Source organism: Sorangium sp. So ce362 (genome assembly GCF_051519845.1).
Lineage (GTDB): Bacteria > Myxococcota_A > Polyangia > Polyangiales > Polyangiaceae > Sorangium.
Genome location: NZ_CP150332.1, coordinates 11,479,123 through 11,505,854, shown reverse-complemented (window position 1 = coordinate 11,505,854; position 26,732 = coordinate 11,479,123). Strand labels below are relative to the sequence as shown.

Annotated in this window: 15 protein-coding genes and 1 pseudogene; 8 read left to right on the top strand and 8 right to left on the bottom strand. The window is 72.0% G+C overall.

What is annotated here, in order from left to right; translation table 11 throughout:
- Nucleotides 1–2: 2 nt before the first annotated feature.
- A complete protein-coding gene (locus WMF17_RS44080; RefSeq protein WP_437646894.1) occupies nt 3–3,956 on the bottom strand; it encodes a protein kinase domain-containing protein in 3,954 nt (1,317 codons plus the stop codon).
- Nucleotides 3,957–4,807: 851 nt separating this feature from the next.
- Between WMF17_RS44080 and hisC the strand changes: the two genes are divergently transcribed.
- The gene (gene hisC / locus WMF17_RS44075; RefSeq protein WP_437599556.1) at nt 4,808–5,893 is read left to right on the top strand and encodes a histidinol-phosphate transaminase; all 1,086 of its coding nucleotides are present in this window, start codon (nt 4,808–4,810) and stop codon (nt 5,891–5,893) included.
- A 71-nt stretch (nt 5,894–5,964) separates the two neighbouring features.
- Here hisC and WMF17_RS44070 read toward each other — a convergent pair whose 3' ends face one another.
- On the bottom strand, nt 5,965–6,714 hold the full coding sequence (locus WMF17_RS44070; protein ID WP_437599555.1) for a hypothetical protein: 750 nt from the start codon (nt 6,712–6,714) through the stop codon (nt 5,965–5,967).
- A 301-nt stretch (nt 6,715–7,015) separates the two neighbouring features.
- Nucleotides 7,016–8,209 carry a cytochrome P450 gene (locus WMF17_RS44065; RefSeq protein WP_437599554.1) on the bottom strand — a complete coding sequence of 398 codons (1,194 nt, stop codon included), beginning with the start codon at nt 8,207–8,209 and terminating at the stop codon, nt 7,016–7,018.
- A gap of 42 nt (nt 8,210–8,251) precedes the next feature.
- Between WMF17_RS44065 and WMF17_RS44060 the strand changes: the two genes are divergently transcribed.
- Nucleotides 8,252–9,004, top strand: coding sequence for a helix-turn-helix domain-containing protein (locus WMF17_RS44060; RefSeq protein WP_437599553.1), 753 nt, complete (start codon nt 8,252–8,254; stop codon nt 9,002–9,004).
- Nucleotides 9,005–9,096: 92 nt separating this feature from the next.
- Entirely contained in the window at nt 9,097–10,269 is a 1,173-nt protein-coding gene (locus tag WMF17_RS44055) for an aminotransferase class V-fold PLP-dependent enzyme (RefSeq protein WP_437646892.1), read from the top strand.
- Nucleotides 10,270–10,543: 274 nt separating this feature from the next.
- On the opposite strand, the gene WMF17_RS44050 is transcribed toward WMF17_RS44055, so the two are convergent.
- Nucleotides 10,544–11,596, bottom strand: coding sequence for a hypothetical protein (locus WMF17_RS44050; protein WP_437599551.1), 1,053 nt, complete (start codon nt 11,594–11,596; stop codon nt 10,544–10,546).
- 185 nt (nt 11,597–11,781) lie between these two features.
- On the opposite strand from WMF17_RS44050, the gene WMF17_RS44045 reads away from it, so the two are divergent.
- Nucleotides 11,782–12,477 (top strand): HAD family hydrolase, encoded by a 696-nt coding sequence (locus WMF17_RS44045; RefSeq protein WP_437599550.1) that lies wholly within the window; start codon nt 11,782–11,784, stop codon nt 12,475–12,477.
- Between the two features lie 209 nt (nt 12,478–12,686).
- Here WMF17_RS44045 and WMF17_RS44040 read toward each other — a convergent pair whose 3' ends face one another.
- Entirely contained in the window at nt 12,687–13,406 is a 720-nt protein-coding gene (locus WMF17_RS44040) for an RNA polymerase sigma factor (protein WP_437646890.1), read from the bottom strand.
- A 150-nt stretch (nt 13,407–13,556) separates the two neighbouring features.
- Between WMF17_RS44040 and hisZ the strand changes: the two genes are divergently transcribed.
- Nucleotides 13,557–14,978, top strand: coding sequence for an ATP phosphoribosyltransferase regulatory subunit (gene hisZ / locus WMF17_RS44035; RefSeq protein WP_437646888.1), 1,422 nt, complete (start codon nt 13,557–13,559; stop codon nt 14,976–14,978).
- Nucleotides 14,979–15,090: 112 nt separating this feature from the next.
- Nucleotides 15,091–16,374, top strand: coding sequence for an adenylosuccinate synthase (locus tag WMF17_RS44030; protein ID WP_437646886.1), 1,284 nt, complete (start codon nt 15,091–15,093; stop codon nt 16,372–16,374).
- A 98-nt stretch (nt 16,375–16,472) separates the two neighbouring features.
- On the opposite strand, the gene WMF17_RS44025 is transcribed toward WMF17_RS44030, so the two are convergent.
- Together WMF17_RS44025 and WMF17_RS44020 are read right to left on the bottom strand one after the other, a co-directional pair.
- A complete protein-coding gene (locus WMF17_RS44025) occupies nt 16,473–16,862 on the bottom strand; it encodes a hypothetical protein (RefSeq protein WP_437646885.1) in 390 nt (129 codons plus the stop codon).
- A gap of 21 nt (nt 16,863–16,883) precedes the next feature.
- Entirely contained in the window at nt 16,884–23,447 is a 6,564-nt protein-coding gene (locus WMF17_RS44020; RefSeq protein WP_437646883.1) for a DNRLRE domain-containing protein, read from the bottom strand.
- Between the two features lie 390 nt (nt 23,448–23,837).
- On the opposite strand from WMF17_RS44020, the pseudogene WMF17_RS44015 reads away from it, so the two are divergent.
- Nucleotides 23,838–24,569 (top strand): annotated as a pseudogene (locus tag WMF17_RS44015) (adenylosuccinate synthetase); the annotation flags it as partial.
- Nucleotides 24,570–24,643: 74 nt separating this feature from the next.
- On the opposite strand, the gene WMF17_RS44010 reads toward WMF17_RS44015, so the two are convergent.
- Nucleotides 24,644–25,156 (bottom strand): hypothetical protein, encoded by a 513-nt coding sequence (locus tag WMF17_RS44010; protein ID WP_437646881.1) that lies wholly within the window; start codon nt 25,154–25,156, stop codon nt 24,644–24,646.
- A gap of 456 nt (nt 25,157–25,612) precedes the next feature.
- Here WMF17_RS44010 and WMF17_RS44005 point away from each other — a divergent pair, with 456 nt between their 5' ends.
- Nucleotides 25,613–26,611 carry an SDR family oxidoreductase gene (locus WMF17_RS44005; RefSeq protein ID WP_437599545.1) on the top strand — a complete coding sequence of 333 codons (999 nt, stop codon included), beginning with the start codon at nt 25,613–25,615 and terminating at the stop codon, nt 26,609–26,611.
- Nucleotides 26,612–26,732: the final 121 nt, after the last annotated feature.

Below are 26,732 nucleotides of genomic sequence, written 5' to 3'. Positions count from 1 at the left end.
GTTCATTGCAAGGTAGGCTCCACCTCTTGCTGCCAGAGCGCCGCCAGCGCGAACGTCTTGGCGTTCTCCGGCACGGCCTGGCAGAAGCTCTGCCGCCGCGCCGGGTCGTGGATGCGCTGCGCCCGCGCGACGAGCCGCTGCATCGCCACCGCGATCGCCTCGCGCGCCGCCTCGTCGTGGCCGGAGGCCCGGAGCGACTCGGCGTACACGAGCCGGATCTGCGCCTCGCCCTCCTCGGTCCCGCCGACCGACACGAGCAGCCCGAGCCCGCGCCGCGCCGCCTCCAGCGCCTCGTGGGCGCGGCCCTGCTCGAGCAGCACCCGCGCGCGCACCGAGAGCGCGAGCGCCTGGAGGGTCGGCACGTGCGCCAGCATCGCCACGGCCGCGCCCGCCTCGTTGTCCGCCGCCTCGAGGTGGCCGAGCCGGGTCAGGATCGCCGCGAGGTACGCGCGCGACCGCGCCTCCTGCCGCCGGTTCGCCTGGGCCGCGAACGCCTCCACCGCCTCGGCCGTGACCGCGCGCGCCGCGCCGAGATCGCCCTGCTGGATCCAGAGCAGCCCCAGGTTCTGCTTCGCGAACGCCGCCACGTTGTAGAGCCCCAGCCGCTCCGCCTCGGCGAGCGCGTCGCGCAGCTCCGCCTCGGCGCGGCCGTACGCCCCGAGCTGCACGAGGCAGTGCGCCGCGTTCACCCGGCTCAGGCACGCGTTCCTGATGTCCCCGGTCTGGAGGTACGCCGGGATGCTCTGCTCGGTGCACTCGAGCGACGCCGCCGGATCGCCGTAGCAGAGCGCCCGCGACGCCCGGAGCGCGTGGATGCGCGCGGCCACCGCCGCGTCGCGCTCGGCGAGCGGCATCGCCACCCGCGCGAGCTCCTGCACGATCTCCTCCGCCGCGGCGTACTGGCCCCCGTGCAGGAGCGACCCGGCGATGCGCGCCAGCGCGCTCACCGAGGCGCCGGTCGCCTCGTCGAGCAGGTCCGGCGCGCCGCCGCGCTCCCCGCCGCTCGGCCTGCCGCCCCGGAGCTCCTCGACGAGGTCCGCGAGCCGCTCGCCCATGCCGAGGCGCACGCGCATCGACGCCGCCTCCGCGGCCGCCGCGTACCAGAGCGCGCTCTTCCTGGGGAAGTCCTTCATCGCCATGACGGCGCACCGCTCGGCGTCGGCGGCCTCGCCGAGCCACTTGTGCGCCTCGGCCTGGACGAGGCGCAGCGCCGCGAAGAGCTCGCCGTCCGCGTCGGCGCTCGCGACGCCCTGCTCGGCGCGCTGGATTGCGGCGCGGAAGTCGTTCGCCCCGAGCGCCTGCTCCGCCGCGCGCCGGAACCAGATGACCGCCCGCTCGGCGTCGCCGCCGCGCGCGAAGTGGTCGGCCAGGAGCGCCGCGTCGCGCTCGCCCGCGGCCTCGAGCCACTCGCCGGCGAGCAGGTGGCCGAGCGCGCGGTCCCCGTCCGTCAGCGTCGCGTACGCCGCCTCGCGCACGAGCGCGTGCCGGAACGCGTACTCGTCCTCGCCCCGGAACTTCCCCTCGCCCCGCCGCGCGATGAGCTCGCGATCGACCAGCACGGCGAGCCACCCGTCCACCTGCGGGGCCCGGCGCTCGCCGCCGAGCAGCGCCATCAGCCCCCCGCGCCAGAACTTCTGGCCGAAGACGCTCGCCGCCCGGAGGACCCGCCGCGCCTCGACGTCGAGCGACTCCAGGCGGGCCTGCACCATGGACAGCACGGTCTCGGGCAGCGCCTCGGTGCGCCCCGACGCCGCGGCGCGGATGAGCTCTTCCAGGTAGAACGCGTTGCCCCCGGCGCGCTCGCACAGCCGCGCGCAGAGGTCGGGCGTCACGGCGTCGCCGAGCACCTCGCGCACGAGGCGCTCGCTCCCCCGGCGCCCGATCTCGCGCAGCCGGATCTCCTGCACGCCGCGCGAGACCCACACCTTCGGGAAGACGGCCTCGACCTCCGGCCGCGCGAGCGCGAGCACCATGAGCGGCTGGTCCCGGAGGGCGAGCGCCGCGTCGATGAGCTTCACGGTGGGCACGTCGCCCCACTGCAGGTCCTCGAGCACGAGGAGCACCGGCTCGGCGCGGCACTCGGCGAGCACGAAGTCCTCCCAGGCGCGGCGGATCTGGTCGCCCATGAGCATCGGGTCGCTCCGCGCGGCGCGCAGCTCGACCCGCCCCTCGTCGGAGAAGCGGATCCGCGCCACCTCGCCGAGGAACTCGGTCACGCGGGCGAGGTCGCCGCCGCTGAGGGTGCGGCCGACGCGGGCGCGCAGGCGCTGCTCCTGGACCTCCTGCGGCTCGCCGCCGGAGAGCCCGGCCTCGCGGCGGAGCATCTGGCGCAGCATCCCGAACGGCGATCCGGCGCTCATCGGGTCGGCGTGGCCGAGCCAGACCTGCACGCGCTCCTCGCGCTCCTCGACGCGGCGGAGGAACTCGTAGCGCAGCCGGCTCTTGCCGAGCCCCGCGGGCGCGGTGATCACCACGGCGCGCGCGGTCGGCTCGGAGACGCACTCGTCGAGCACGGCGTCGAGGATGGCGAGCTCGTGGTCGCGCCCCACGAACGGCGTCGTCCGCCCGAGCAGCGTGCGCGCCGCCTCGACGAGGTCGCGCTCGGCGCGGAGCACGAGGCCTGTCGCGTCGCCGTCCACGTCGAAGCGCGCGTCGAGCAGGCCGGCCATCACCTCGTCGAGCCGGATGGAGCCGCCGTCGGCGCGGTCGAGCAGCCGCACGGCGCGGTCGATGGTGGGCCCCATCGGGAGCCGGTCGTCCGCGGAGCCGCGGCCGGCGACGAGGGCCATCTGCACGCCGGGCAGGAGGTCTCGCACCTCGATCGCGCACCGCGCCGCGCGCGCCGCCTGGTCGGTGATGAGGCCGCGCCCCTCGAGCGTGATGAGCAGGAGCCCGTCGCTCAACGTTGACAGCGTCTGGAGGGTCCCGCCGAAGCGCGTGGCCACGCGCTTCACCTCGTCCTCCGGGACGGTGCGCGCGAGGGGCAGGGTCATCGGGAGGGTCATCGGCATGGTGGGCCCTTGCCACGACGGTGCTTCGGGCGGCCCCATGCGGGCGAGCATCAGGCAGAGCGTCCGCCGCTCGCCGGTGGTGAGCGCGCTCGCGCGCCGGCTCACGGGCGCCGGGGGGGTGCTGTGGATCTCGCCCACGCGGAGCAGCTCGAGGGCGACGGCGGCGCCGTTCGCGGGCCTCTGGTGCGGATCCTTGGTGAGCATGTGGGCCACGGCGGCGTCGACGCTCTGGGGGATGTCGGCGCGCATGTCGCGGAGGCGGGGCGCCTCGTCGAGCACGACGCGGAGGAGGGCGGTGTGGATGTCGTCTCCGACGAACGGCGGGCGTCCGGTGAGGCAGTGGAACAGGACGCAGCCGAGGGCGAACACGTCGGCCGGGGTCCCGACGGCGCGCTCGCCGCGCGCCTGCTCGGGCGCCATGTAGAACGGCGTGCCCATGACGACGCCGGTCATGGTGAGGGGCGCGAGCGACGTGAGGCGAGCGATGCCGAAGTCGAGGAGCTTGACCTGCTCGACGGCCTTGTCGACGAGGTAGAGGTTGCTCGGCTTGAGGTCGCGGTGGACGATGTTGTTGCGGTGGGCCTCGGCGAGGGCCTCGGCGATCCGGAGGCCGAGCGTGACGCTCTCGCTGACGGTGAGCCCGCGCCGGCGCAGCCGGTCGGCGAGGCTCTCGCCCTCGAGCCACTCCAGCGCGAGCCACGGCTCCCCGCTCTCGGTGGCGCCCTGCGCGATGTACCGGACGATGCCCGGGTGCCGCAGCTCGGCCAGGACCTGCGCCTCGCGGGCGAAGCGCTCGCCGTGCTCGAGGCCGCGGCCCGACATGACCTTGAGCGCGGCGGTCTCGCCGGTGTGCCTGTCGAGGGCGCGGTAGACGGAGCCCATCCCGCCCGACCCGGCGAGGCGCTCGATCAGAAAGCGGTCGGCGACGATGTCCCCGGGTTTCATCGGGACGGCGAGTATCACACGGAGCACACGCGAGGAGGCCAGATCCCGGCGCCGGGCGCTCGGTGAGGCCGCCGGAGACCTCGCCGCGCGGGCCCCGCGGGGAGCAGGGGGGCGGTGGAGCCGTGGGGAGGTGGGAGGACCGCCGCCAGGCTGCGGGGGATGGCACCACGTGTGTCCCGAGGTTCGGAGAAGGGCTCCGACGTGACACGACGTGTGTCCGAACGTTTACAGGAGACCCTGCGAAATGACACGACGTGTGCCCGAACGTTTACAGGAGACCCTGCGAAATGACACTACGTGTGCCCGAACGTTTACAGGAGACCCTGCGAAATGACACTACGTGACCACCGGTGCACACGGCTCGGGGTGCGCAGCGACCCCGAGGTGTTGCGGGGGCGGCTCGCGGGGGTCTGTCGCGCGAGCAGGGGGGTCTCTCGATTTCGCGCAGAGCGTGCGGCCGGGTCGCTGAGAGGGTCGTGAAGGAGAGATTCACCGCCAAGGCGCCATGGCGCAAAAAGGCGGGATGCGATGGGCGAGGACGAGATAGCCGCGGTCCTCGTGGAGGCGGCGGGATCATCGCTGCTAGGGCCGGCGAGCCCTCTGGCAAGCCCCCATTCTCTCTTTCTTGCGCCTTTGCGCCTTGGCGGTGAATCTCCCCTCTCTTTCTTGCGCCTTGGCGCCTTCGCGCCTTGGCGGTGAATCTCCCCTCTCTTTCTTGCGCCTTGGCGCCTTCGCGCCTTGGCGGTGAATCTCCCCTCTCTCTTCTTGCGCCTCTGCGCCTTCGCGCCTTGGCGTTCAACATGGCGCCGCACGCTCGCATGGCGTGGCGGAGGTGTGATAGGGTGCGCCCCATGTCAGCGCTTGTTCTGCCGACCGTCGAGACGCTCGTACCGTACGAAGGAGGAAAGCCGCTCGATGAGCTCGCGCGCGAGCTCGGCGTGACCGACGCCGTGAAGCTCGCCTCGAACGAGAACGCGCTCGGCCCGAGCCCGCGCGCCGTCGAGGCCGTGCGCCGGGAGCTCGCGAGCATGCATTTCTACCCGGACGGGGCGGCCTACCGGCTCCGCGAGCGGCTCGCGGCGGTCCACGGCGTCACCATGGGCGAGATCATCCAGGGCAACGGCTCCAACGAGCTGCTCGACCTCATCGTGCACGCCTTCGCGACGCCGGGGTCGCACATCGTCTTCGCCGACCCAGCCTTCATCGTCTACAAGCTCGCCGCGCTCGCCTACGGCGCCCCGTTCACGGCCGTGCCGCTGCGCGACCTGCGGCACGACCTCGAGGCCATGGCCGCGGCCGTCACGCCGCAGACACGGCTCCTGTTCGTCGCGAACCCGAACAACCCGACCGGCACGCACGTGGGCCGCGGCGCGGTCGAGCGCCTGCTCAGGGAGGTGCCGCCCGAGGTCATCATCGTCATGGACGAGGCGTACATCGAGTACGCCGACGCCGCGGATTTCCCGGACTCCATCCGACTCCGCGGGCTCCGCGAGCGGCTCATCGTCACGCGCACCTTCTCGAAGATCTACGGCCTCGCGGGCCTCCGCGTCGGCTACGCCGTCGGCCCGGCCCAGCTCATCGGCTACCTGAACCGGGTGCGCGCGCCGTTCAACGTCAGCGCGATCGCGCAGGCAGCCGCCCTCGCGGCGCTCGACGACACCGAGCACGTCGAGAAGAGCCGCGCGCTCAACCTCCGCGAGCGCGACCGGCTCACGCGCGAGCTCACCCGGCTCGGGCTGTCGGTGGCGCCGAGCCAGGCGAACTTCGTGCTCGTCGACGTCGGGCGGCCGGCGCGCGCCGTCTACGACGCCCTGCTCCGGAAGGGCGTCATCGTGCGGCCGTTCGGCAACCTGCCGACCAGCCTGCGCGTCACCATCGGCACCGAGCGCGAGAACCAGCGCTTCCTCGACAGCCTGTCAGACGTGCTGGCGAGCTGACCCGGCCCGCGCACCGCCCGGGCGCTGGATCACCTTGGCCGCCCGCTCGACCGCGGTCGAGGGCCCCACGGCTACCCGCGCTTCGCCTCCGGCCCTGCATGGCGCGCCGCCGCGCGCACCATGCCGCCGAGGCTCAGCGGCACGAGCGTGATCAGCCCGCGCCCCTCCGCCGGGCCGGAGTGCGCCGACACGAAGCAACGGACCGATGGGTTCTCGTAGAGGTGCAGAAAGTCGCAGCCGTCGGCCGGCTCGCTCGCCCGCTGCCCGGCCTCGAAGACGAACGGGCTGCCCTGCTCGCTCGCCCCGAGCTCGAACGAGGCGGCGAGCCCGGACATGAGCGCGTCGGCGCCCGCCGCCCGGCTCTCGGCCGGGCTCGTGTGTGTGATGTCGACGAACCGCGAGAACAGGGCGTAGCTCGACGGGTGCGCCAGCGAGCACAGGCAATAGACGGGTCGACCCGGGTGGGCGAGCATGTACCGGATCAGGCGCTCCAGGACGAGGCGCAGGGCGACATCGCCGCCGGGGCGCTGGCCGAGCGCGCCGGACTCGCCGCGGAAGATCGCTATCCGCGCGCCGGAGGACTCCCGCTCGAGGATCTCCATCGCGAAATAGCCGACGATCTGCCCGCCCGCGCTCCGGCGGAGCATGACCGCGCCGTGCTCCGTACCGGCCTCGATGACGTGGCTGGCGAAGCTCCGCTTCCGCTGCGAGCCCTCGAAGATCCGGCGGCGGAGGCCATAGAGCTCGTCGAGGAGGATCTGCTTTTCATCCGGCGTCCTCTCGCGCGGAACAACGACCTCGATGAAGGCCTGCTCTCTCATCGAGCTCTCCATGCCTGCCCGTCCTGTCGGCCGCTCGACTGCACGGGATCTGCATCAGCAATGGCGGTGCCAGCGGTGGGAAACGCGGCGAAGACCCCGCGTTCGTGCCCTCGACGGCCAGGCCTCGCCGCCGGCGCCCACGCCGCGCGGCCTGGCCCCGGTCGAGCGGCGCCGCGGTCCCGACGGTGATGGGGGGCACGGCCGCTCCGGCCGGATCGCGCAGCGGGTGCGGCCGGGAGGCATCAGAGCGGCAGACCTCAGGAGAGCCGGGCGAGCCGCGCGTCGAGCGACGCACGCGCGCTCACTCCTCGGACGGGGCGAGGCGCGTCCCCGGCGCGAAGCGGATCGGCAGGCGGGTCGGGCCGAGCACGTGGATCGCCCGGCGCGGCTCCCACGGCGCGTCGCTCGCGAGCTCGAGGTCCGTGAGCCGCGCGACGAGATCCGACAGCGCGATCCTGGCCTCGAGGCGCGAGAGCGGGGCCCCGAGGCAGAAGTGGATCCCGTGCCCGAACGCGAGGTGCGGGTTGGGATCGCGCGCGAGCTCGAAGCGGCCAGGATCGCGAAAATGCTCTGGATCTCGGTTTGCCGAGCCGATCATCGCCAGCACCGGCTTGCCGGCCGGGATCACCTGGCCGTGCATCGGGACATCGCGCTTCGTCACGCGGAACATCACCTGGACCGGCGAGCGGTAGCGCAGGACCTCCTCGATCGCGGAGGGCAGGAGATCGGGCTCGGCACGGAGGCGGGCGAGCTCGGTCCTGTGCTCGAGGAAGCACAGGATGGCATTGCTGAGCAGGTTCGTTGTCGTCTCGTGGCCGGCCACGAGGAGGAGCTGGAAGAAGCCCAGGATCTCGTCCTCGTTCAGCCGTTCTCCGTCCACCTCGGCGTCGATGAGCCGGGTCAGGAGATCGTCCTGCGGCGCCGCCCGCCGCTGCGCGAGCAGGCCCCTCAGGTAGGCCTGCATCTCGGCGGTCACCGTGGCGAACTCGGCGATCGCCCGGGCCGCCTCCTCGCTGCCCGAGACCGTGGTGCCGAGGTCCAGGATCACGTCGCTCCAGCGCTTGAACCGCGGCTGGTCCTCGATCGGCGCGCCGAGCATCTCGGCGATGACGAGCAGGGGGAGCGGGACCGTGTAGTCCTCGACAAGGTCCATCTCGCCACGCTCGATCGAGCGGTCCAGGAGCCCGCGCGACAGCTGGCGGATGCGCGGCTCGAGCGCCGCCACGGCCCGCGGGGTGAAGGCCCGCTGGAGGATCGCGCGCAGCTTGGTGTGGCGCGGCGGGTCCGAGAAGATGAGCCACTCGGAGGTCCTGTTGCCCGGCGGCGACACGACGGAGCTGAACGCTTCATGATCGTGGAGCGCCCGCTTCACCCCTTCGTAGTCGAAGATCATCCACGCATCGGAGGGCGGATAGTGGAGCACCGGAGAGCCGCTCCGGAGCTGGTCGTACAGGGGGTAAGGGTTTCGTCGCATCTCGTCCGAGAACAGGTTCATCTCTAACGACCTCCTTCGCGCGCCAGGGTAGGATTCCGGGCCGTGGGCCGCTTGAACGAAACCCGGATCGGCGCCGTGATCGCGGAGGCCTTCGCGGTGCGCGCCTCGACGGCGATGGCGTCGACGCTCCACGCCGAGCACGGCGCGGCGGTCCTGGTCGGGCTGGAGAGCGACGTGACGGTGACCGTGCCCGAGCCGGGCGGCGCGGTCGTGCGCGGGCGCGTGGTCGTGGTGCCGCCGGATCGGTGGCACGCCGCCTCGAGCCCCGGGCCCACGATCGGGCTCCTGGTCGATCCCGAGGAGATGCCGCGCGTGGCGAGCTACGCGCGCCTGCGCGGCGGGGCCTGCCCGCTCGAGGGCCGCCTCCTCGCGCGCGTCGAGGCGGCCGTGGCGGCGCACCGCGCGTCGCTGTCGCGCCCCGACGTCCTCGATGGCCTCGCGCGGGAGATCGCGGCCTGGCTCGCGCGGGAGTCGCCGCCCCGCGCCCCGGACGGCCGCGTGGCCCGCGTCCTCGAGGCGCTGCGCGATCCGGCCGCGGACAGGCGCCTCGCGCTCGCGCGCGCCGGGATCTCCGAGGCGCACCTGCAGGCGCTGTTCGTGCGCGACGTGGGGCTGCCGATCCGCACGTTCCAGCTCTGGCGCCGGCTCCTCGTCGCGCTGGCGGCGTTCGCGCGCCTCGACGCCACGGGCGCCGCCCACACGGCAGGGTTCGCCGACCTGGCGCACTTCTCGCGGACCTGCCGCCGCATGCTCGGCTACTCCCCGACCGAGCTGCGCAGCGGGCTGATGGAGTAGCCGGCGCGGCCGGCGGCCGCGGCCGGCGGTCGCCGCGATTGACGTGGTGCCGGCCAGCCGGCAGCGTGTCGGCCTGCCGAGGAGATGACGTGATGACGATGGATATCGCCGCGCTGCGCCGCGACACCCCGGGCTGCGCCGGCGTCCTGCACTTCAACAACGCGGGGTCGTCGCTGCCTCCGGCGGTCGTTGTCGACACGGTGGTCGAGCACCTGCGGCGCGAGGCGGCGATCGGCGGCTACGCGGCCGAGGCGGAGGCGGGCGAGCGGATCGAGGCGGTCTACGGCGCGATCGCGCGGCTCATCGGCGCGGCGCCGGACGAGATCGCGCTTGTCGAGAACGCCACGCGGGCCTGGGACATGGCGTTCTACTCCCTCCGCTTCGGCCCGGGCGATCGCATCCTGACCGCGCGGGCCGAGTACGCCTCGAACTACATCGCGTTCCTGCAGGTCGCGCGGCGCACGGGCGCCGAGATCGTCCCGATCCCGAGCGACGAGCGCGGCGCGGTCTCGCTGTCCGCGCTCGATCGCCTGCTCGACGAGCGGGTCAAGCTGATCGCGATCACCCACGTCCCCACGAACGGCGGGCTGGTCAACCCGGCGGAGGCGATCGGCGGCCGCGCCAGGGCGGCGGGCGTGCCGTTCCTGCTCGATGCCTGCCAGTCGGTGGGGCAGCTGCCGATCGACGTCGAGGCGATCGGCTGCGATCTCCTGTCGGCGACGGGGCGCAAGTACCTGCGCGGGCCGCGCGGCACCGGCTTTCTCTATGTCCGGCGCGCGCTGCTGGACCGGCTGGAGCCGCCGTTCCTCGACCTCCACGCGGCCCGCTGGACCGCGCCGGACCGCTACGAGCTGCGGCCCGACGCCCGGCGCTTCGAGAACTGGGAGAGCTACGTCGCCGGCCGGCTCGGGCTCGGCGCAGCCGCCGAGTACGCGCTCCGGCTGGGCCTGCCCGCGATCCGCGACAGGGTCTCTCTGCTGGCCGAGCGCCTGCGCATGCGGCTGGCCGAGCTCCCCGGGGTCGCCGTGCGCGACCTCGGGGAGCAGCGCTGCGGCATCGTGACCTTCACCCGGGACGGCGAGGACGCCGCGGCCGTCAAGGCGCGGCTCGGCGCCCAGGCGATCCACGTCAGCGTGTCGACCGCCTCGGGGACGCTGCTCGACTTCGAGGCGCGCGGGATCCCCGATCTGGTGCGCGCCTCGGTCCACTATTACAACGACGAGGCCGAGATCGACCGCTTCGTCGCCGCGCTCGCCGCGGCCTGAGGGAGCTCGCCGCCCGTCCGCGCGGCGCCTCGCGTCCGCTTCGTGCTCGGCGATCCCGGCGTGTGCGGGCCAGGCGAACATCGCGCAATGCGAACGCTCGTGAGTTCTTGGGTCACGACACTTCTGGTTGGCGCGACTGGCCTGCTCGCCGCGTGCGGCTCTGTCGCTGCGGAAAAGGAGCCCGCCGGCCCGGGCGGCGCCGGCGACGAGGCTGGTTCGGGCGGCGCCGGCTCGGGGTGAACGAGCCCGGCCCGCGGTCGGCGCGGCCGGCGGCTCAGCCGGCGTTCGACGGCCCGCCGCCGAGCACCTCCGCCAGGGCCGCGAGGACGCCGTCCAGCCGCGGCGCCGCGCCGCGGAGCGCGCGCAGGAAGCTCACCAGATCGGGCGCGAGCAAGCGCGTCGGAGAGCCATAGTCACCGTCGGACAGGTAGATCTCCGCTGTTCCCACGCGGACCGCGAGATACATGGCCACGGTCCACTTGACCTCGACGCCGCGGTCGGACTCCGTGCACAGGAGGTGCCCTGGCAGCTGGGCGAGCTTGAGGAGCTGCATCTCTCCCATCGGGCTCGACGAGCTCGATTTGCGGATGACGATCACCGAGTCGAGCGGCGACACGAGGACGAGCGCCGCCGACGGGAACACAGCGGGCCACGGCACGCGGGAAGGCGCAGAGGCCGGCTCGACCAGGGCGAGGCCGTCGAGGGAGGCATAGAGCGCCTCGATCTGCGGGTGAAGCGCCCCGTGCAGCGCCTCGACCTCGGCCACCTCGCGCCGGCGATCCGCAGAGGGGGGCTTCACCGCGACGGACCAGCCGGCGCGCGGCGCGGAGGAGGCGGCGCTCCCCCGCGCCAGGGCGCCGCGGAGCGTGTCGCCGAGCCCGTCGTCCGCGGGCGCCGCGTCCGGCTCGCCCGCGCCCGGCGCGGCGCGGCGCGGGTCGAGGCAAGCGGCGATGAGCTGCGCGAGCGCCTCGTCGACGGCCGGGTCGGCGCGGAGGGGGCCGCGGTCGAGGAACGGCGCGTAGCGGAGCGCGGCGGCGATGCGGGCGACCTCCTTGCGGCCGCGCGCGCCGTAGCGCCGCTCGAAGTGCGCGCGCCAGGCCTGCACCGCCTCCGAGAGCGCCGGGAGCGCCGCGCGCACGAGCGCGTCGACGTGCTCGCCGGAGAGGACCATGCCGAACAGCATGCCGCCGCCGCGCTCGACCGCGATGAGGCCCGTCAGCACCGAGGTGAAGCTCGCCTGCGCTTCGGTGAACGAGAGCGCGTCGTCCGGCTGGTGGCGCGCGAGCGCCTGGTCAAACCACGCGAGCATGCGTGCCGCACCGTCCATGGTGCCCGGCATCCTACGCCCTGACGGGGGAGCCGGCCCAGGCCTGGCCGCGCGACCGCCTCGCGGGCTCAGCCGTCGGCGGCAGCGACGCCCGAATCGTCCCGCCACATTTCATTCCTCGACCTGCGACGTCGGCGCTCGCCACACCTTCCGTCAGCGAGGGCGCCGGCGTAGGCTCTGGGACGATGGTTGCTCCCACGGCGGTCGTGTTCGATCTCGACGGCACGCTGATCGACAGCCGAGGCGACATCGTGGCGGCGGTGAACCATGCGCTGGAGGCGACCGGGCGGGCCCCGCTGCCGGCGCAGGTGATCGTCCAGTACGTGGGCGACGGCGCCCGCGCGCTGTGCGCGCGCGCCGCCAAGCTCCCCGAGTCGTCCGAGGACGTGGAGGAGGTCCTCCGGCACTTTCTCACGTACTACGAGCAGCACCCGCTCGACTTCACCCGCTGGATGCCGGGCGCGCAGGACGTGATCGAGAGGCTCGCGGACGTGGGCGATCTGTCGATCTGCGTCTGCACGAACAAGCCGCGCTCGACAACCGACGCGGTGCTCGCCGCGCTCGGGGTCGGCGCGCGCTTCCACGCCGTGGTCGCCGGCGGCGACGTCGCCGACAAGAAGCCGTCGCCCGCGCCGCTGCTCTACCTCGCACAGCTCCTCAACATCCAGCCGCGCAGGCTGGTGATGGTCGGCGACGGCCCCCAGGACATCGAGTGCGCGCGCCGCGCAGGCGCGCGGTCGATCGCCGTCCTGGGCGGCTTCGCCTCGGAGCAGGAGATCCTCGACGCCCGTCCGGACGTGCTCCTCCGCACCCTGGACGAGCTCTGGGACGTCCTCCGCCGCTGGCGCCAGGCGACCGCCAGGATCTCCGCCACCCGCTAGCGCCGCACGCGCGGTCAGCCCCCACACAGCCGGGCGCACGGTCCGCCTTCACGCGGTCAGGCTTCACGCGCTCAGGCCTCGCAGCGCTCAGGCCTCGCAGCGGTCAACCTTCGCACAGTCAGCCGTCGCACAGTCAGCCGTCGCACAGTCAGCCTTCGCACAGTCAGCCTTCGCGCACGGCCGGCCCGCGCCCCGCCCGCGCCCGGCCCTCAGGCCGCGACGCCCTCGGCGATCTCCCGGCCGAACGCGGTCGCGTTGAGGATCGCGCGCAGCCGCACGCGCGCCCGGTGGAGCCGCGAGCGCACCGCGCTCTCGCTCACCGCGAGCTTCTGCGCGATCTCCTGCAGGCCGAGATCCTCGTGGTAGTGCGCGAGCACCACGTCGCGGTAGTCCTCCGGCAGCTCGCACAGCGCCTCGCGGACGCACGCCTCCCGCTCCGCCGCCGACGCGGCGTCGTCCTCGCCGATCGTGCTGCGCATCGTCGGGAGCAGACCGAGCTCCTCGAAGTCGAGCCCCTCGATGATGCGCGCGCGCTGCCGCCGCTGCGACCGCATCAGCATGAGCGCCTCGTTCGCCGTCACCCGGAACAGCCACGTCGTGAAGCTCGAGTCGCCGCGGAACGAGCGGATCGTCCGCACCACCTGCAGCAGCGTCGACTGCACGAGGTCGAGCCGGTCCTCGTCGGACACGGGGTAGCGCGCGAGCTGCCGCTCCACGTGCGGGCGGATGAGCCGCGTGAGCTCGTCGAGCGACTCCCGGTCCCCCTCTTTCGCCCTGCAGATCACCTCGGCCAGCGGGCCCGCGCTCGCGGCCCGGGACGCCGGGCGCGGCCCGACCGCGCCGGACGGGGTGAGACGGCACGGCGCCAGAGGAGTCTCGGGCCTCGTGCTGGCGCTCGGAACATCGGTCGGAACGGCGGTCAGAGCCATGAGCCATCTCTCCGTCGAGGGCGCCGCGTGCGCTTCCGGCCCACGGGCCCGGTGGTGCGCTCCGATCAGCAAACGGCTTGCCACGGCAAGCTCAACGGACGTGCGCGCCGCGTGCGCACCGCGTGCTCAGCCGGTATAAGCGGGGCCACGATGTCCAGCGACGCTCCGCGATGGGAAGCCCCCGAGGGGGAAGACCGCCACGCTCCGACGCCCGAAGTGGACCGGCCAGCGCCGTCCGTCTCCGCGCCGCCGCGCGCGCTGGCGCACCCGCTGCCCGCCGGCATGCGCGATCTCCTCCCGGAGGAGGCGCAGCGCCGCCGCGCGCTCGCCAGGCGCGTGCTCGATCACTTCGTCCTGTACGGCTACGAGCCGGTCTCGCTGCCGGCGTTCGAGTTCGCCGAGGTGCTCGAGCGCGGGCTCGGCACCCTCGAGGCCGCGGACGTGCTGCGCTTCATCGAGCCCGAGTCGGGCGAGGTCGCCGCGCTCCGCCCGGACATGACCCCGCAGATCGCCCGGCTCGTGGCCACGCGCCTCGCCGACGCGCCCCGCCCGATCCGCCTCTGTTACGAGGGCACCGTCCTGCGGCGACGCCAGGGCCGGGCGCGGCGCCACCGGCAGATCCCGCAGGCCGGCGTCGAGCTGTACGGCGTGAGCACGCTCGGCGGCGACCTGGAGATCCTCCGCCTGGCCGCCTCCGCGGTGCGGGAGGCCGGCCTCGAGCACTTCGTGGTGGACCTCGGGCACGCGATGATCGCGCGCGCGCTGCTCGACGCGGTCCCGGCGGGGCTCGCGGCCGAGCTCTCGGAGGTGCTCGAGCTGAAGGACGCGTCGCGCCTCGCCGCCGTGCTCGCCAGCCCGCGGGCGACCGACGTTCCGCGCCGCATCGTCGCGGCGATCGCCGCGCTCCCCGACCTCGCGGGCGGCGGCGAGGCCGACCCGGACGGCGCCGTGGTCTTCAACCGGGCCGCGGGCCTGCTCGCCGGCACGCCCGCCGAGGCGCCGCTCGCCGAGCTGCGCGCGCTCTGGGACGCGGCGAGGAAGAGCCCCGAGCTCGGCCCGGCGCTCCGGGTCGACCTCGGCGAGCTCCGCGGCCTCGCCTACTACACGGGTGCAATTTTCCATGTGCTCGCCGACGGCCCCGGGGAGCCGATCGTGGCGGGCGGGCGCTACGACAGGCTGCTCTCCCGGTTCGGCCTGCCGATGCCGGCCGTCGGCTTCGCCTTGAACCTCGACGCGGTGGCCTGGGCGCGCGACGTCGCGGGGGCGGCGGACGAGCCGGCGCTGCGGGTGCTCCTTTCGGTGCCGCCGGAGCGCGCCGAGCCGCTCGCGGCGGCGCTGCGGGGGCTCGCCGTCCCGGTCGTGGTGCACGCTGAGGACCAGGATCCGGAGGGGTATGCGCTGTCCTGGCGGTTCTCTCACCTCGTGCGCGAGCGGGACGGGGCGCTCGTTGTCGAGGCGGCGCCGCGCGGCGGGGCGTCCGAGGCGGGCGTGGTCCCGGCGGGCCTCGACGACGCCGCGGCGGCCCGGGCGATCGTGCTGAAGACGGGGGCGCCGCGTCGGGGCGGCAAGTAGACGCTCGCTCGGCAAGCGAGCCTGGGGTAAAGGCGGACGTGGACCCGGACGGAGCCGCTCGGAGGTACGAGCGGGCCGATGACGGGCCAGGTGATCCGGGAGGAGCTTCGGAATGACCGCGATCGTGATCGTCGGCGCGCAGTGGGGCGACGAGGGCAAGGGCAAAGTCGTCGACCTTTACACGGAGAGCGCCGACCTCGTGGTGCGCTACGCCGGCGGGCCCAACGCCGGACACACGCTGGTGGTGGGCGGGGAGAAGCTGATCGTTCGGCTCATCCCGAGCGGCATCCTGCGCGCGAACGCCCGGTGCGTGATGGCGCAGGGCATGGTGGTCGATCCGGGGGTGCTGGTCTCCGAGATCGACGCGGTCGAGGCGCGGGGCTGCTCGACGCAGGGGCGGCTGTTCGTCTCGGATCGCGCGCACCTGATCCTGCCGTACCACCCGCTCGTCGACTCGCTCCGCGAGGCGGCGGCGGCGGACGGCGCGCGGCTCGGGACGACGAAGCGCGGCATCGGCCCGTGCTACGAGGACAAGGCGTCCCGGCGCGGGGCGCGGCTCGGCGACCTGCGCGACATGAAGCGGCTGGCGCAGCTCGTCTCGCGCTCGATCGAGGCGTGGACGCCGACCTTGCGCGCGCTCGGCGGCGAGCCGCCGTCGCTCGACGCGATCCTCGAGGAGCTCACGCCGCTGGCGAAGCGCATCACGCCGCTGCTCGCCGACACGTCGCAGCTCATCGACGGGGCGCTCCGGCGCGGCGAGCGCGTGCTGCTGGAGGGGGCGCAGGGGACGCTGCTCGACATCGATCACGGCACGTTCCCGTTCGTCACGTCGTCGTCGGCGATCGCGGGCGGCGCGTGCGTGGGGGCCGGGGTCGGCCCGACGCGCATCCGCCGGGTGCTCGGCCTGGCGAAGGCGTACTGCACGCGCGTGGGCGAGGGCCCGTTCCCGACGGAGCTCGGCGGCGCGCTGGGCGAGCGGCTGCGGTCGGTCGGCGGGGAGTACGGCTCGGTGACCGGCCGCCCGCGGCGGACCGGCTGGCTCGACCTGCCGGCGCTGCGCTACGCGGCGCGGGTGAACGGCCTGGACGGGATCGCGCTCACGAAGCTCGACGTGCTGACGGGCATGCCGGAGCTCAAGGTGTGCGTCGCGTACGACACGCCGTCGGGGCGGACGCGGGAGTTCCCGATCGACGACATCGCGACGGCGAAGCCGGTGCTCGAGCCGGTGACCGAGTGGAGCGAGTCGATCGACGCCGCCCGCTCGATGACCGAGCTGCCGGCGGCGGCGCGGCAGTACGTGGAGCTGGTCGAGAAGGAGACGGGGGTGCCGGTCGACGTGGTGTCGGTCGGCGCGGACCGCGAGGCGACCATCGTGCGGCGCAACGCGTTCGCTTGAGGAGAGCGGGCGGGTGAGGGCGCCGTCGCCGGGGAGGGCGCCCCGCCGCTGGAGAGGGCGCCCCGCCACTGGGGAGGGAGCGCCCGCCCGACGACTGCCTACGGCTTTGGCGGACCTCCCCGGCTACCGGCCTGACGACGGCGGCGCACCTCAAGAGAAGCGCCGAAGATCGAGAGCGGCACCGCGGACATGCACAGCATTGCGGCAATGCGCCGCGCGAAGTCGCCTTCCATCGACGCAGCGCCGACTGCAACACCCGCGCCAGCCGCCGCCAAGAGCCCAAGACCCACCTTCTTCCCTGGGCCGCTCGCTCCGAAAGCAAGCCAGCCCAGAGATGCCACGGCACAGTAGACGCCGAGGGAGCCGATCAGCAGCGCCAGATCGGACGATGGTCCTGACAGCGAACGTCCCTCCTCATACACGGCAACACCCAGCACTAATATCGCCACGATCCCGACGTTGGACCAAATTTGATAGCGGGTCTTCATACTGTACCAGGGGTCCGAATCCTATTCGCAGCACGCAGTCTCCGGATTACAAGGCTCCGGACCAGGACCAGGACCAGGACCAGGACCAGGACCAGGACCAGGATCCGGATCCGGACCAGGCGGCGGCGGAGGCGGCGGAGCCGGCGGTGGAGCCGGCGGCGGGTCGTCGCATATACCACTCTCGAATCCGTATGACGCCACGGCCGCCAGAGCGGCACAGGCGAGCATCAGCCTCGGCTCCTTCAGTTGCGAGCAGGCATACCCGAGCCCCACAAGACCAAGGTCTTTCGCGAGCGAACACGGCGATGCTTTACCCTGCGGATCGACGCGGTTGATCGGGTCGTTCCCTGCGTACGCATAGAGTAGGGAGTCCCCACCATTGAACCCAATGGGGTCCTTGCTCGTCCACCTTCCCGTCTCGGCATCATAGTCTCGGGCCCCGAACCTCACCAGCCCGGTATCGCGGTCGTAGAGCCCACCGGCGAACCCGAAGGGCTGGAAACCGGGGTTCGTGTCGGAGAGCACGCGGCCGAACTCGTCAAAGTCCATCCGCTGCGCCACCGCACCGGTCGCGGTGTGCACCACGAGCCGCGGGCTGCCGAGGTGGTCCGCCAGAATGCGGTACGTGGAGCCACCCTTGATCATCAGATCCGGCACGTTCCGCTCGTGCCTATAGACGAAGCGCGCCACCACATTCCCCGCCCCGTCGAGCTCCGCCGCGGGCTGGAGCTCGCTCCGGTAGAGGAACCCCTGCACGTTCACCCCGTTCACCCGCTTCCATACGCGATGCCCCTCGCCGTCGACCAGGTAATCAATATCCGTGCCGTCGGGAAGCTCCACCTGTCGCAAGTTGCCACGCGCGTCGTAAGCGAGCGTCATCGTATCTCCCGTCGCCGTGTCGGTCACGCTCGTCACGTCCCCCGCCGGGCTCACGTCGTACGTCTTGGTCCCGTACGTCAGGATCCGGTCCTGATCATCATAGGTCCCGCTCTCCGTGCCCGCCGGCGACGTTCTGGCCAGGCGGTTCCCGTTCGGGTCATAGTCGTAGTGGGCCGCGAACACGCCGTCCCGGTACACGTCCGTGAGCCGGCCGGCGAGGTCGTACTCATACTCGTAGGTGTGCGCCGCTCCGAGCAACGTCTCCGTCTGAGTGCCGATACGCCCGGGGGCGTCTGGCGTGTACGTAACGTCGAACAGCGCCGAGCTGCCCGCTTGCGCGACATACGTCTGCACGCTTCCATAGGGGTCGTGTGTGATGGTATCGCTTACGATCCCGATGCTGCTCCCGGTGTACAGCCCGCTCTGGGGATGATTGGTCAGGGTGAGCCCACCCACCTGAGTGAGGAAGCCGTCGTCGTCATAATCAAAGCTGAGCGCCGCGCCGCCGTTGACCGTCTCGCTCTGGATGCGGAAGTCGTTGTTGTAGATCCACTGCACGGTGCGCGAGCCGCCGCCGAACCCGGCGCCTGTCCACGTTCGGCTCATCAGCAGCGCGCCGTCGTAGCCGTAGGCGAGCGAGATCCCCGCAGGGCCGGTGACGCTCGCTACTTTGCCTGTCGTCGGATTGTAGCTGTAGTCCAGCGTGCCCATCCCCAGCGGCAAGGCCACCTGATTGAGACGGCCCGTCGACGGGTCCCGGGTGAACGTCGCGGCAGGCTCTCCAGGGCGTGCCGAGCTCGTGAGCAGGCTGTCCAGATCATGGGACCAGGAGCTCGCCGTCGGATCGCCTCCGGCGGCCGGAGCCAGATACCCTTCGAGCCGATCGGCCGAGGTATAGCTGAACGTGTGCGCTGTCCGCCCCGGCGGCGTCACCGTATGAATTTTCCCGCCGGGATGGTAGCTGGTGGCGAGGATCTCGCCGTCAGCCCTCGTCACCTGCGTGACCCGCCCCACCGGGTCGTGCAGGAACGAGGTCGTTTGGAGCAGCGGATCCGTCGCCGTCGTGAGCCAGCCGTTGTCCTCGTACGTATAGGTCCAGGTCCTGGGGCCCTGAGTTTTGGTGTGCAGTCGGCCGTCCGAATAATACGCAATATCGATCGGCAAGATCCCAGGCGTCTCGACGCGTTGGACCCGTCCATTGGCCGTGAGCGTGACCGTGGACTGACGGCCCTCTGGGGATGTGCCGACGATCGTCCGCGTAGCCTTGTCGAACACCTCGGAGAACGTGTCTCCGTTGACGCTCAGGAGATCGGTCGCCGAGGTGACGTTCAGGGGGTTGTCTGGCGCTGCGAGCACCACCGAGCGCGATCGGGTGACCTGCTTCGTCCGCCCGAGAGGCGTGACCGTGGTCTCCTTGCCGACGATCGGCGACTGCATCCCGAAGCGCGCATCACCGCTCGTCTCCGTAGAAACCACGGTGCCGTCTGGCCTCGTCGTGCTCGTGGTGCTGTTCGGATTGATCTCCACGACGGTCGACAGTCCGTCGAATCCGGTATGGACCCGCCGCTTCCCCCCGTCCGAACGCGACTCGAGCACATGAGATCGAGCCCGCCCCATCGCCGTCGTGATCGTGACATTGTGGCCTGACGACGTGGGCGTCCGGTTGAGCTCCTTGAAGCCGCCCGCCGGGTTGGTATCCCTCGTGAGGCGGCCATCTGCGTCGTACTCGAACTCATGACGGCGCTCGAGCGGGTCGATCAAGGCACTGAGCAGGCCCGTGCCCGGATAGTACTCCAGCGTCGTTGTCTCGTTCGCCGGGTTGGTCACCCTCCAGAGATACCCCTCGGCGTCCAGCTCGAGCGTCGTGGTCTGCCCGGTGGGCGCCACGATGCTGGTCGGCGCGCCGGCCGCGTCGCGATGGATGGTCGTCACCTGGTTGTCGACATCCGTGACCGTCGTCAATCTCCCGCCGGCGTCATAGCCGAACTGGTAGCGCGTGGACCCGAGGAGAGCGTCCTTCGTCGCGAGGTGGCGCCCCTTCTCATCGAACACGTAGTATTCCTTGCCGTCATCACTCGCCACGACGAAATCGCCGACACCCATACGCGGGAGCGGCGCCTTCAAGCGGACGAGAAGAGAGCCCTCCAGCGAAAGGCCGTCGGCGACGACGATCTCCCCGCTCGGCGTCACGGTCAGACTGCGCGGCTTGATGAACCAGGCCTTGAGCGCTGGCCCGCCGAGCCCGCAGTGCGCAGAGAAGCACCACGACGGCGGGATGGCACGATTGCCCGCGAGCGTCGAGATGATGCCGTCCGGCGCGATACGGCGCAGAGTCGGATAGTCGTGGTCGCCCAGCTGCTGGGTTGTGAAGTAGATGCTGCCGTCGGGCCCGAGCGCGAGCGCCTGCGGGGATCCGAGGAGCGCCGACGTCGCCGGGCCCCCGTCGCCCGTCTGCTGTGTACCGCCGCCAGCGCCCGCGACCGTGGTCAGGATTCCGTTGGGATCGACGCGCCGGATGCGATTTCCAATGGCACCTGGAACACCGACGGATTCGGCGAGGAAGAAGCCCCCGTCACGCGCTGCGACAACGGAGGTGATCCAGGTGAACTGAGCCTCGACGGCTGGAATGCCATCGCCGGAGTTGCCGACCACTCCCGCGCCTGCCACCGTGGTGATGATCCCGTCAGGGGCCACCTTTCGAACACGGGTGGACGAGGCGAAGTACAGGCTGCCGTCCGGAGCGACGGAGATGGAATGGACACCGCCGCCGAGGCCGCCGGACGTCGCGAGCACGCCGTCCGGAGAGGGGGCGTTGCTGGAGCCGTTTCCGGCGACGGTAGAGATGATGCCGTCGGGGGCGACGCGCCGGATGCGGTGGTTCGAACCGTCGTTGAAGTAGATGCTTCCATTCGGCCCGATCGCGAGGTGATTCGGGTGATCCAAGGTCGCTCCCACGGCAGGCCGGTTGTCTCCGTTGTACCCGAACTGATTGTACACGCCGGCGACCGTGCTGATGAGCCCATCGGGGCCGATCTTCCGGATGCGCTGGCTATACCGATCAGAAAAGTAGATGCTCCCATCTGGCCCGACCGCGACGCCGTGCGGGATGCCGATGTACGCCGACGCGGCGCTGATACCGTCCGCCGATGCGGCGCTGCTCGCGGGGATCTCGCCTGCCACCCGGTGTAGGCTGTTCGGCAAGGTGCGACCGGTGCGCCGTCCGCCGTCGCCTCGATAGAGGACGGCTGCATTGGGATCGTAAGCATGGTGTGCGCTGAGGCTCAGGCCTCCGAGCGCGTCGGAGCCGTTGATGCCAGCTCCTCCGATGAAGCTCTCCCAGCGGCGATTCAGCGTGACTTCTTGCCGCGATATGCTCCCCGTGATGAACACGTCCGAAGCAACAGCGAACGAGCGCCCGTTCGCCGTTGACGCCGGCACCGCGTAAGCCCCATCGTACACATACCCGATGTCCACCGTAACAGGCAGTTTTCCGACGACCACGCGCCCGAACGCGTCTTTGCCGTCCCACTCGAAAAGGTGCTGCTGGTTGGGCTCGCAGGGGCACTCAAAGCTCGTTGGGAATGTTCGCCCCGCTACGGTCACGGAGAGCTCGATCCTCTTGAGAGGCGAAGGCACTGTTCCCTCCGTAAGCTGGATCGGGAGACGATAGCCCTCTCTGCGCCCCACGGTTCGATCGCTCTGGTAACGCAGCTCGAACGGCGTGCCGCTCACGGGCAATCGTTCGCCGAGCACCTGATTCTCGCACTCGATGATCGAGCCAGACTCCGCGCATGGGCCGTCCGAGCCCCCGCCCGGGCCGCCGCCGCCAGGGCCGCCTGGAGGCCCGCCTGCGCCGGCGGGCGGGCCAAATGGCCAGTTGGCATCCCACGCGGTGAAGTGCGTGACCTGAACCCGCCAGAGGCTCGTCCCCGCCGTATACAAGAGGGCCAGCTCTTCCAGCTCTTCGTCGCTGATCCCCAGCGCGCCCAGCGCGCTCGCGTCGTCGGCCACGCCGTCGCCGTCGACATCGACCGAGGCGACCCCGCCGCTCACATCGAGGATCTCGATGATGCGGCCGTCGTCCTCTGGAATCCACACGCCCTTCTGCGCATTGTAATAGCCGAGGGGCACGGCCATACCGACAGGGAAGTCGAGGAAGTTCTCCACATAGAACGGAACAGGCTGGTTGAACTCGACCGTCGTCGCCCCGGCGGCCACCGCCTCATCCAGCCCGAGCTCCACCGCATACGTATACCCGCTGGTCGGCGGCAGCGTCCCCGGCATGGCCTTCGGTCCCGCCGGGCCGACGGTGTATTCCGTCGCGCGCACGTGCACCTCGGCCGGAAGCGCCACCGTCGTCGTCGCGCCCGGCGTGCCGTTCGGGTCCGGCACGGTCATCGTCCCCGTGGTGCCCGGAGGGAACAGCAGCGTCGCCTGCCGCGTGCCGCTCTCGTCCGACTGCACGCTCCCGCGAGCCGCCTGCACCTCCGTCGTGCTTCCGAGCGCGACGGGCGTCACCACGGGGTCGCTCTCGATCATCACCACGTCGGGCGCATCCGACCAGTGCTGCCACTGCGTCCCCACCTGCCGCTGCACCGGCAGATAGCCCGCCTTCTCGTACTTCACCGTGAGCGGCTTGCCGCCCCGCACGACCAGGTCGAACGCCCCGTCCGCGCGCGTGAGCACCTGCCCGTAGCTCTCCGCGTCCCCTGCGCCGTGGTGCAGCACGCTCACCTTGACGCCCGAGATGGGCACGCCCGCGCGCGTCGCGACCTTGCCCTTGACCACCGCCACCGAGGCCGGATCGAGCGCCGCTGTCACGCCCGTCTGCGGCGCGTTCAGCCCCTGGTAGATGCAGCCCACGGCGTCGATGAGCCGCGTGGCCACGGTCGGGTCGTGCGCCGGGCAGGCCACGTGCGTCACCGCGCCGGTCCCCGGATCGCACGTATCGATCGTGCTCGGATCACTGTCGTCGGTCGAGATGGGCGTGTGCAGAATGCCCAGCACCGGATCGCAGGTATCGGTCGTGCACGCGTCGTTATCGTCGAGCGTGCCGGCGCAGGTCGTCGCAGTCGTGTAACAGACCTCGAGGCTCGGCCGGTCGTCGACCTGCGGATCGTCGCTGCTCCGGAAGCTCGTCGTGAGAACCGGCGGCTCCTCCAGCAGCATGCCGTGGTTCGGGACGGTGCCCGCGAGCCACGCCGCGGTGAGCGAGGTCAGATCGGCCGTGCGGATCCCGGCGCCGGGCATCGACTGGAACGAGGCCGCGATAGCCGGGTCGAAGTCGCTCCCGTTTCCCAGGTTCTGCCATGTTACCGTCGACTCGGTCCACGGCGAGAGCAGCCGGTGAATGTTGATGGTGCTCGAGGTGGTGTCGTCCCGGTAGATCTGCTCGAGCCGCAGCGTCGCGGAGACGACCGTCGCGGCGGTGGGCACCGGTGAGAGGTCGAAGCGGATGACGGCGTGCCGTACGCCGAATCCGTCCAGGGTGCCCGTGCGGAAGAGCACGGTCGAATCGCTCCAGGTCGGGAACGTCTCCCAGATCGTCGCGTCCTCCACCGCGCCGGCTGTCCCGCGCTGGATGGTGACGCAGGTCGGGCCTTCGCCCTCCACGGCGAGCTTCGCCTTGCCGTGCAGCTCCTCGTCCGGAGCGTTCGAGCTGCAGGAGGCGCCGGTTGCGATAGCGCTGAAGAGTGTGCCCCCCATCAGCAGGAAGTATTTCCGCCAAGGCGCGCGTGGGAGCCTGAAGAGTCCCAGCGCGCGAAGGAATGATGGATCGTGATGTTTCACCCAAGAGCTCCTTATGAAAGAAAGCGCTGCAGAGCGTCACGCAGGAAAGTGGACGCATTCAACCGCAGAGCCCCAACGAGGCGTCGTCTGCCCCTGTGCCTCGTCACTGAGTTTTTCGCGAGCGCCCGTAGTAGGCGCGTAGTAGGCCGACCGCGCTAGGAAGCACATCTTACATATCGCTCGGGGTGCTCCGCATTCAACAAGAAAGTGCGTTCCGCGATTCATCATGCGAAGCGAAGCCCAATGTCTCGATGCCGCGTCCACGGGCGCCATTGAATGCGCCTGCGCCGTGAGCGCATGCATGTCGCGATCCTCGAGGAGCTCACGCCGCTGGCGAAGCGCATCACGCCGCTGCTCGCCGACACGTCGCAGCTCATCGACGGGGCGCTCCGGCGCGGCGAGCGCGTGCTGCTGGAGGGGGCGCAGGGGACGCTGCTCGACATCGATCACGGCACGTTCCCGTTCGTCACGTCGTCGTCGGCGATCGCCGGGGGCGCGTGTGTGGGGGCCGGGGTCGGCCCGACGCGCATCCGCCGGGTGCTCGGCCTGGCGAAGGCGTACTGCACGCGCGTGGGCGAGGGCCCGTTCCCGACGGAGCTCGGCGGCGCGCTGGGCGAGCGGCTGCGGTCGGTCGGCGGGGAGTACGGCTCGGTGACCGGTCGCCCGCGGCGGACCGGCTGGCTCGACCTGCCGGCGCTGCGCTACGCGGCGCGGGTGAACGGCCTGGACGGGATCGCGCTCACGAAGCTGGACGTGCTGACGGGCATGCCGGAGCTCAAGGTGTGCGTCGCCTACGACACGCCGTCGGGGCGGACGCGAGAGTTCCCGATCGACGACATCGCGACGGCGATGCCGGTGCTCGAGCCGGTGACCGAGTGGAGCGAGTCGATCGACGGCGCGCGGTCGATGACCGAGCTGCCGGCGGCGGCGCGGCAGTACGTGGAGTTGGTCGAGAGGGAGACGGGGGTGCCGGTCGACGTGGTGTCGGTCGGCGCGGACCGCGAGGCGACCATCGTGCGGCGCAACGCATTCGCGTAGCAGCGCGCTACGGCATCTCGGTCCGGGACAGGCGCGGCGGATCGCGGGCTAACGGGAGCGCCGGCTCACCGACGTTATCCGCCGCCCGGCGTGCGGCTACCGCCCTTGGTGCCGCTGCCGCCGTGGGTGCCGCTGCCGCCGTGGGTGCCGCTGCCGCCGTGGGTGCCGCTGCCGTCGTGGGTGCCGCTGCCGTCGTGGGTACCGCTGCCCGGTGTACGGGAGCCGCCGCCCTGGGTGCCCGTCCCGCCCGGCGTGCCTCCGGTCGTCCCGCCCGGCGTGGCGCCGGTTCCGCCCGGCGTGCCTCCGGTCGTCCCGCCCGGCGTGCCGGTTCCGCTGCCCCACTCGTGCGTGCCGCCCTGGGTGCCTGCACCGCCCCGGGCGCCTCCCTCCGGCGCTCCCATCTCTCCTTCAGGCGTCGTCTCCGTGCCGGGAGCTCCGCTCTCGGGTGCTCCCATTCCTTCGGTGCCGCCGGGCGTCTCTCCGCCCGTCTGCCCGGCCCCCGGCGAGGTCGATTGTCCGCCACGATGGCTGCCTCCGCAGGCCATGAGCGGCAGCGCGGCCATGACTACCAGAAACATGCTTCGCATGATGTGTCCCCCAGGTCGTCTGCGTTTGCGGCCCGTGCCGAGCCGCCGTCGTTGCGGACGCGTCCATGCGCGCGAGGGCCACCCAAGGGCCCGGCCGCGTAGCGTCCCACGCTCGACATGCTGGAGCCGGATCCTGCCGTCGGGATCGAGACACGGCCGGAACGGCGCATCGGGCCACGCCCGATCGAGCACCGCTGCGCGCTCGAGACGCAGACTGACCCCCGGACGCCGGCCGGCGTGAGCGGGCGCGCTCGACGGCAGGCGCTGGCCCGCGCACGGAACGGAGCGGGCGAGTCGATGCCCGCGCGGCGCAAACCGCCCTCACGGCTGGACGCGGCTTGCCCGGCGCTTGCATGAAGCCAGGACCACCTGTGACCGCAAAGCACGCCGCGCCCGCGCGCGGCCGCTCGCCGCGCGGCGCAACGTCGCAACGCGGCGCAGAGGAGGGGGTGAGGCATGCGCGAAAAGTTCCGGAATACGGTCGTCGTGATCACGGGCGCATCGAGCGGCATCGGCCGCGCAACAGCGCTGGAGTTCGCCAGGCGCGGAGCCGCGGTGACGCTGGCCGCCAGGCGAGAGCAGCCGCTGCGCGAGCTCGCCGCCGAGTGCGAGCAGGCCGGGGGCAAGGCCCTCGTCGTTGTCGCCGATGTGACGAGCGAGGCCGCCGTCCAGGAGATCGCGCGGCGCACCACCGAGGCGTTCGGCCGGATCGACGTGTGGGTCAACAACGCGGCGGTGACGCTCTTCGGGCTGTTCGAACAGACCCCCTCCGAGCCCTACCGGCGCGTCATCGAGACCAACCTGTTCGGCACCATCCACGGCGCCCGCGCCGCCCTGGCCCAGTTCCGGCGGCAGGGCAGCGGCGTGCTCATCAATGTCGGCTCGATGGTGTCGAGGCTCTCCGAGCCTTACGTCAGCGCCTACGTCGCCTCGAAGCACGCGATCCGCGGCCTCTCCCAGAGCCTGAGGCAGGAGCTCGAGGTGCTCCGTGCCCGCGATATCCACGTCTCCACCGTCCTGCCCGCGACCATCGACACACCGTTCTTCCAGCACGCGGGCAACTACACGGGGCGCACGCCGATAGCCATGCCCCCGGTGTACCCACCGGAGCGCGTGGCGCGCGCCATCGTGCGTACGGCACGGACACCCCGGCGGGAGGTCTTCGTGGGCAGCACGGCCCGGCAGCTGGCCTTGCTGTCCCTCGTGGCGCCGGACCTCGCCGAGCGCCTGCTCGCGCGGAGCGTCGACCGGCTGCACCTGAAGCACGACCGCGCGGCCTACGCGACGAACGGCAACCTGTTCACGCCGCTGCCGGAAGGGACCACCGTGAGCGGCGGATGGAAGCCGCGCGGGAAGAAGCGGCTCCTGCGCGCCGCGATCGTCGGCCTCTCGGCCCTCGTGCCCGCCGTGCTGGGCCTCCTGTGGCTCCGCCCGAGGCTGATCCTGTCGAGGTGACGGCGCCCCCGCCGCCTGGACCCATGAGCCGCCTGTCGCGAAGCGACACACGCTGTGTGTGTCAGCCGCGGGCGACACCCGCAGCTGGGCTCGCACAGGCCACGAAATCTGCGCTGGCCTC

Bases quoted from the DNA above. Each gene is read 5' to 3' on its own strand.
- WMF17_RS44080 (WP_437646894.1), bottom strand. From the start codon at position 3,956: ATGAAACCCGGGGACATCGTCGCCGACCGCTTTCTGATCGAGCGCCTC.
- hisC (WP_437599556.1), top strand. From the start codon at position 4,808: ATGTCAGCGCTTGTTCTGCCGACCGTCGAGACGCTCGTACCGTACGAA.
- WMF17_RS44070 (WP_437599555.1), bottom strand. From the start codon at position 6,714: ATGAGAGAGCAGGCCTTCATCGAGGTCGTTGTTCCGCGCGAGAGGACG.
- WMF17_RS44065 (WP_437599554.1), bottom strand. From the start codon at position 8,209: ATGAACCTGTTCTCGGACGAGATGCGACGAAACCCTTACCCCCTGTAC.
- WMF17_RS44055 (WP_437646892.1), top strand. From the start codon at position 9,097: ATGACGATGGATATCGCCGCGCTGCGCCGCGACACCCCGGGCTGCGCC.
- WMF17_RS44050 (WP_437599551.1), bottom strand. From the start codon at position 11,596: ATGGACGGTGCGGCACGCATGCTCGCGTGGTTTGACCAGGCGCTCGCG.
- WMF17_RS44045 (WP_437599550.1), top strand. From the start codon at position 11,782: ATGGTTGCTCCCACGGCGGTCGTGTTCGATCTCGACGGCACGCTGATC.
- WMF17_RS44040 (WP_437646890.1), bottom strand. From the start codon at position 13,406: ATGGCTCTGACCGCCGTTCCGACCGATGTTCCGAGCGCCAGCACGAGG.
- hisZ (WP_437646888.1), top strand. From the start codon at position 13,557: ATGTCCAGCGACGCTCCGCGATGGGAAGCCCCCGAGGGGGAAGACCGC.
- WMF17_RS44030 (WP_437646886.1), top strand. From the start codon at position 15,091: ATGACCGCGATCGTGATCGTCGGCGCGCAGTGGGGCGACGAGGGCAAG.
- WMF17_RS44025 (WP_437646885.1), bottom strand. From the start codon at position 16,862: ATGAAGACCCGCTATCAAATTTGGTCCAACGTCGGGATCGTGGCGATA.
- WMF17_RS44020 (WP_437646883.1), bottom strand. From the start codon at position 23,447: ATGGGGGGCACACTCTTCAGCGCTATCGCAACCGGCGCCTCCTGCAGC.
- WMF17_RS44010 (WP_437646881.1), bottom strand. From the start codon at position 25,156: ATGCGAAGCATGTTTCTGGTAGTCATGGCCGCGCTGCCGCTCATGGCC.
- WMF17_RS44005 (WP_437599545.1), top strand. From the start codon at position 25,613: ATGCGCGAAAAGTTCCGGAATACGGTCGTCGTGATCACGGGCGCATCG.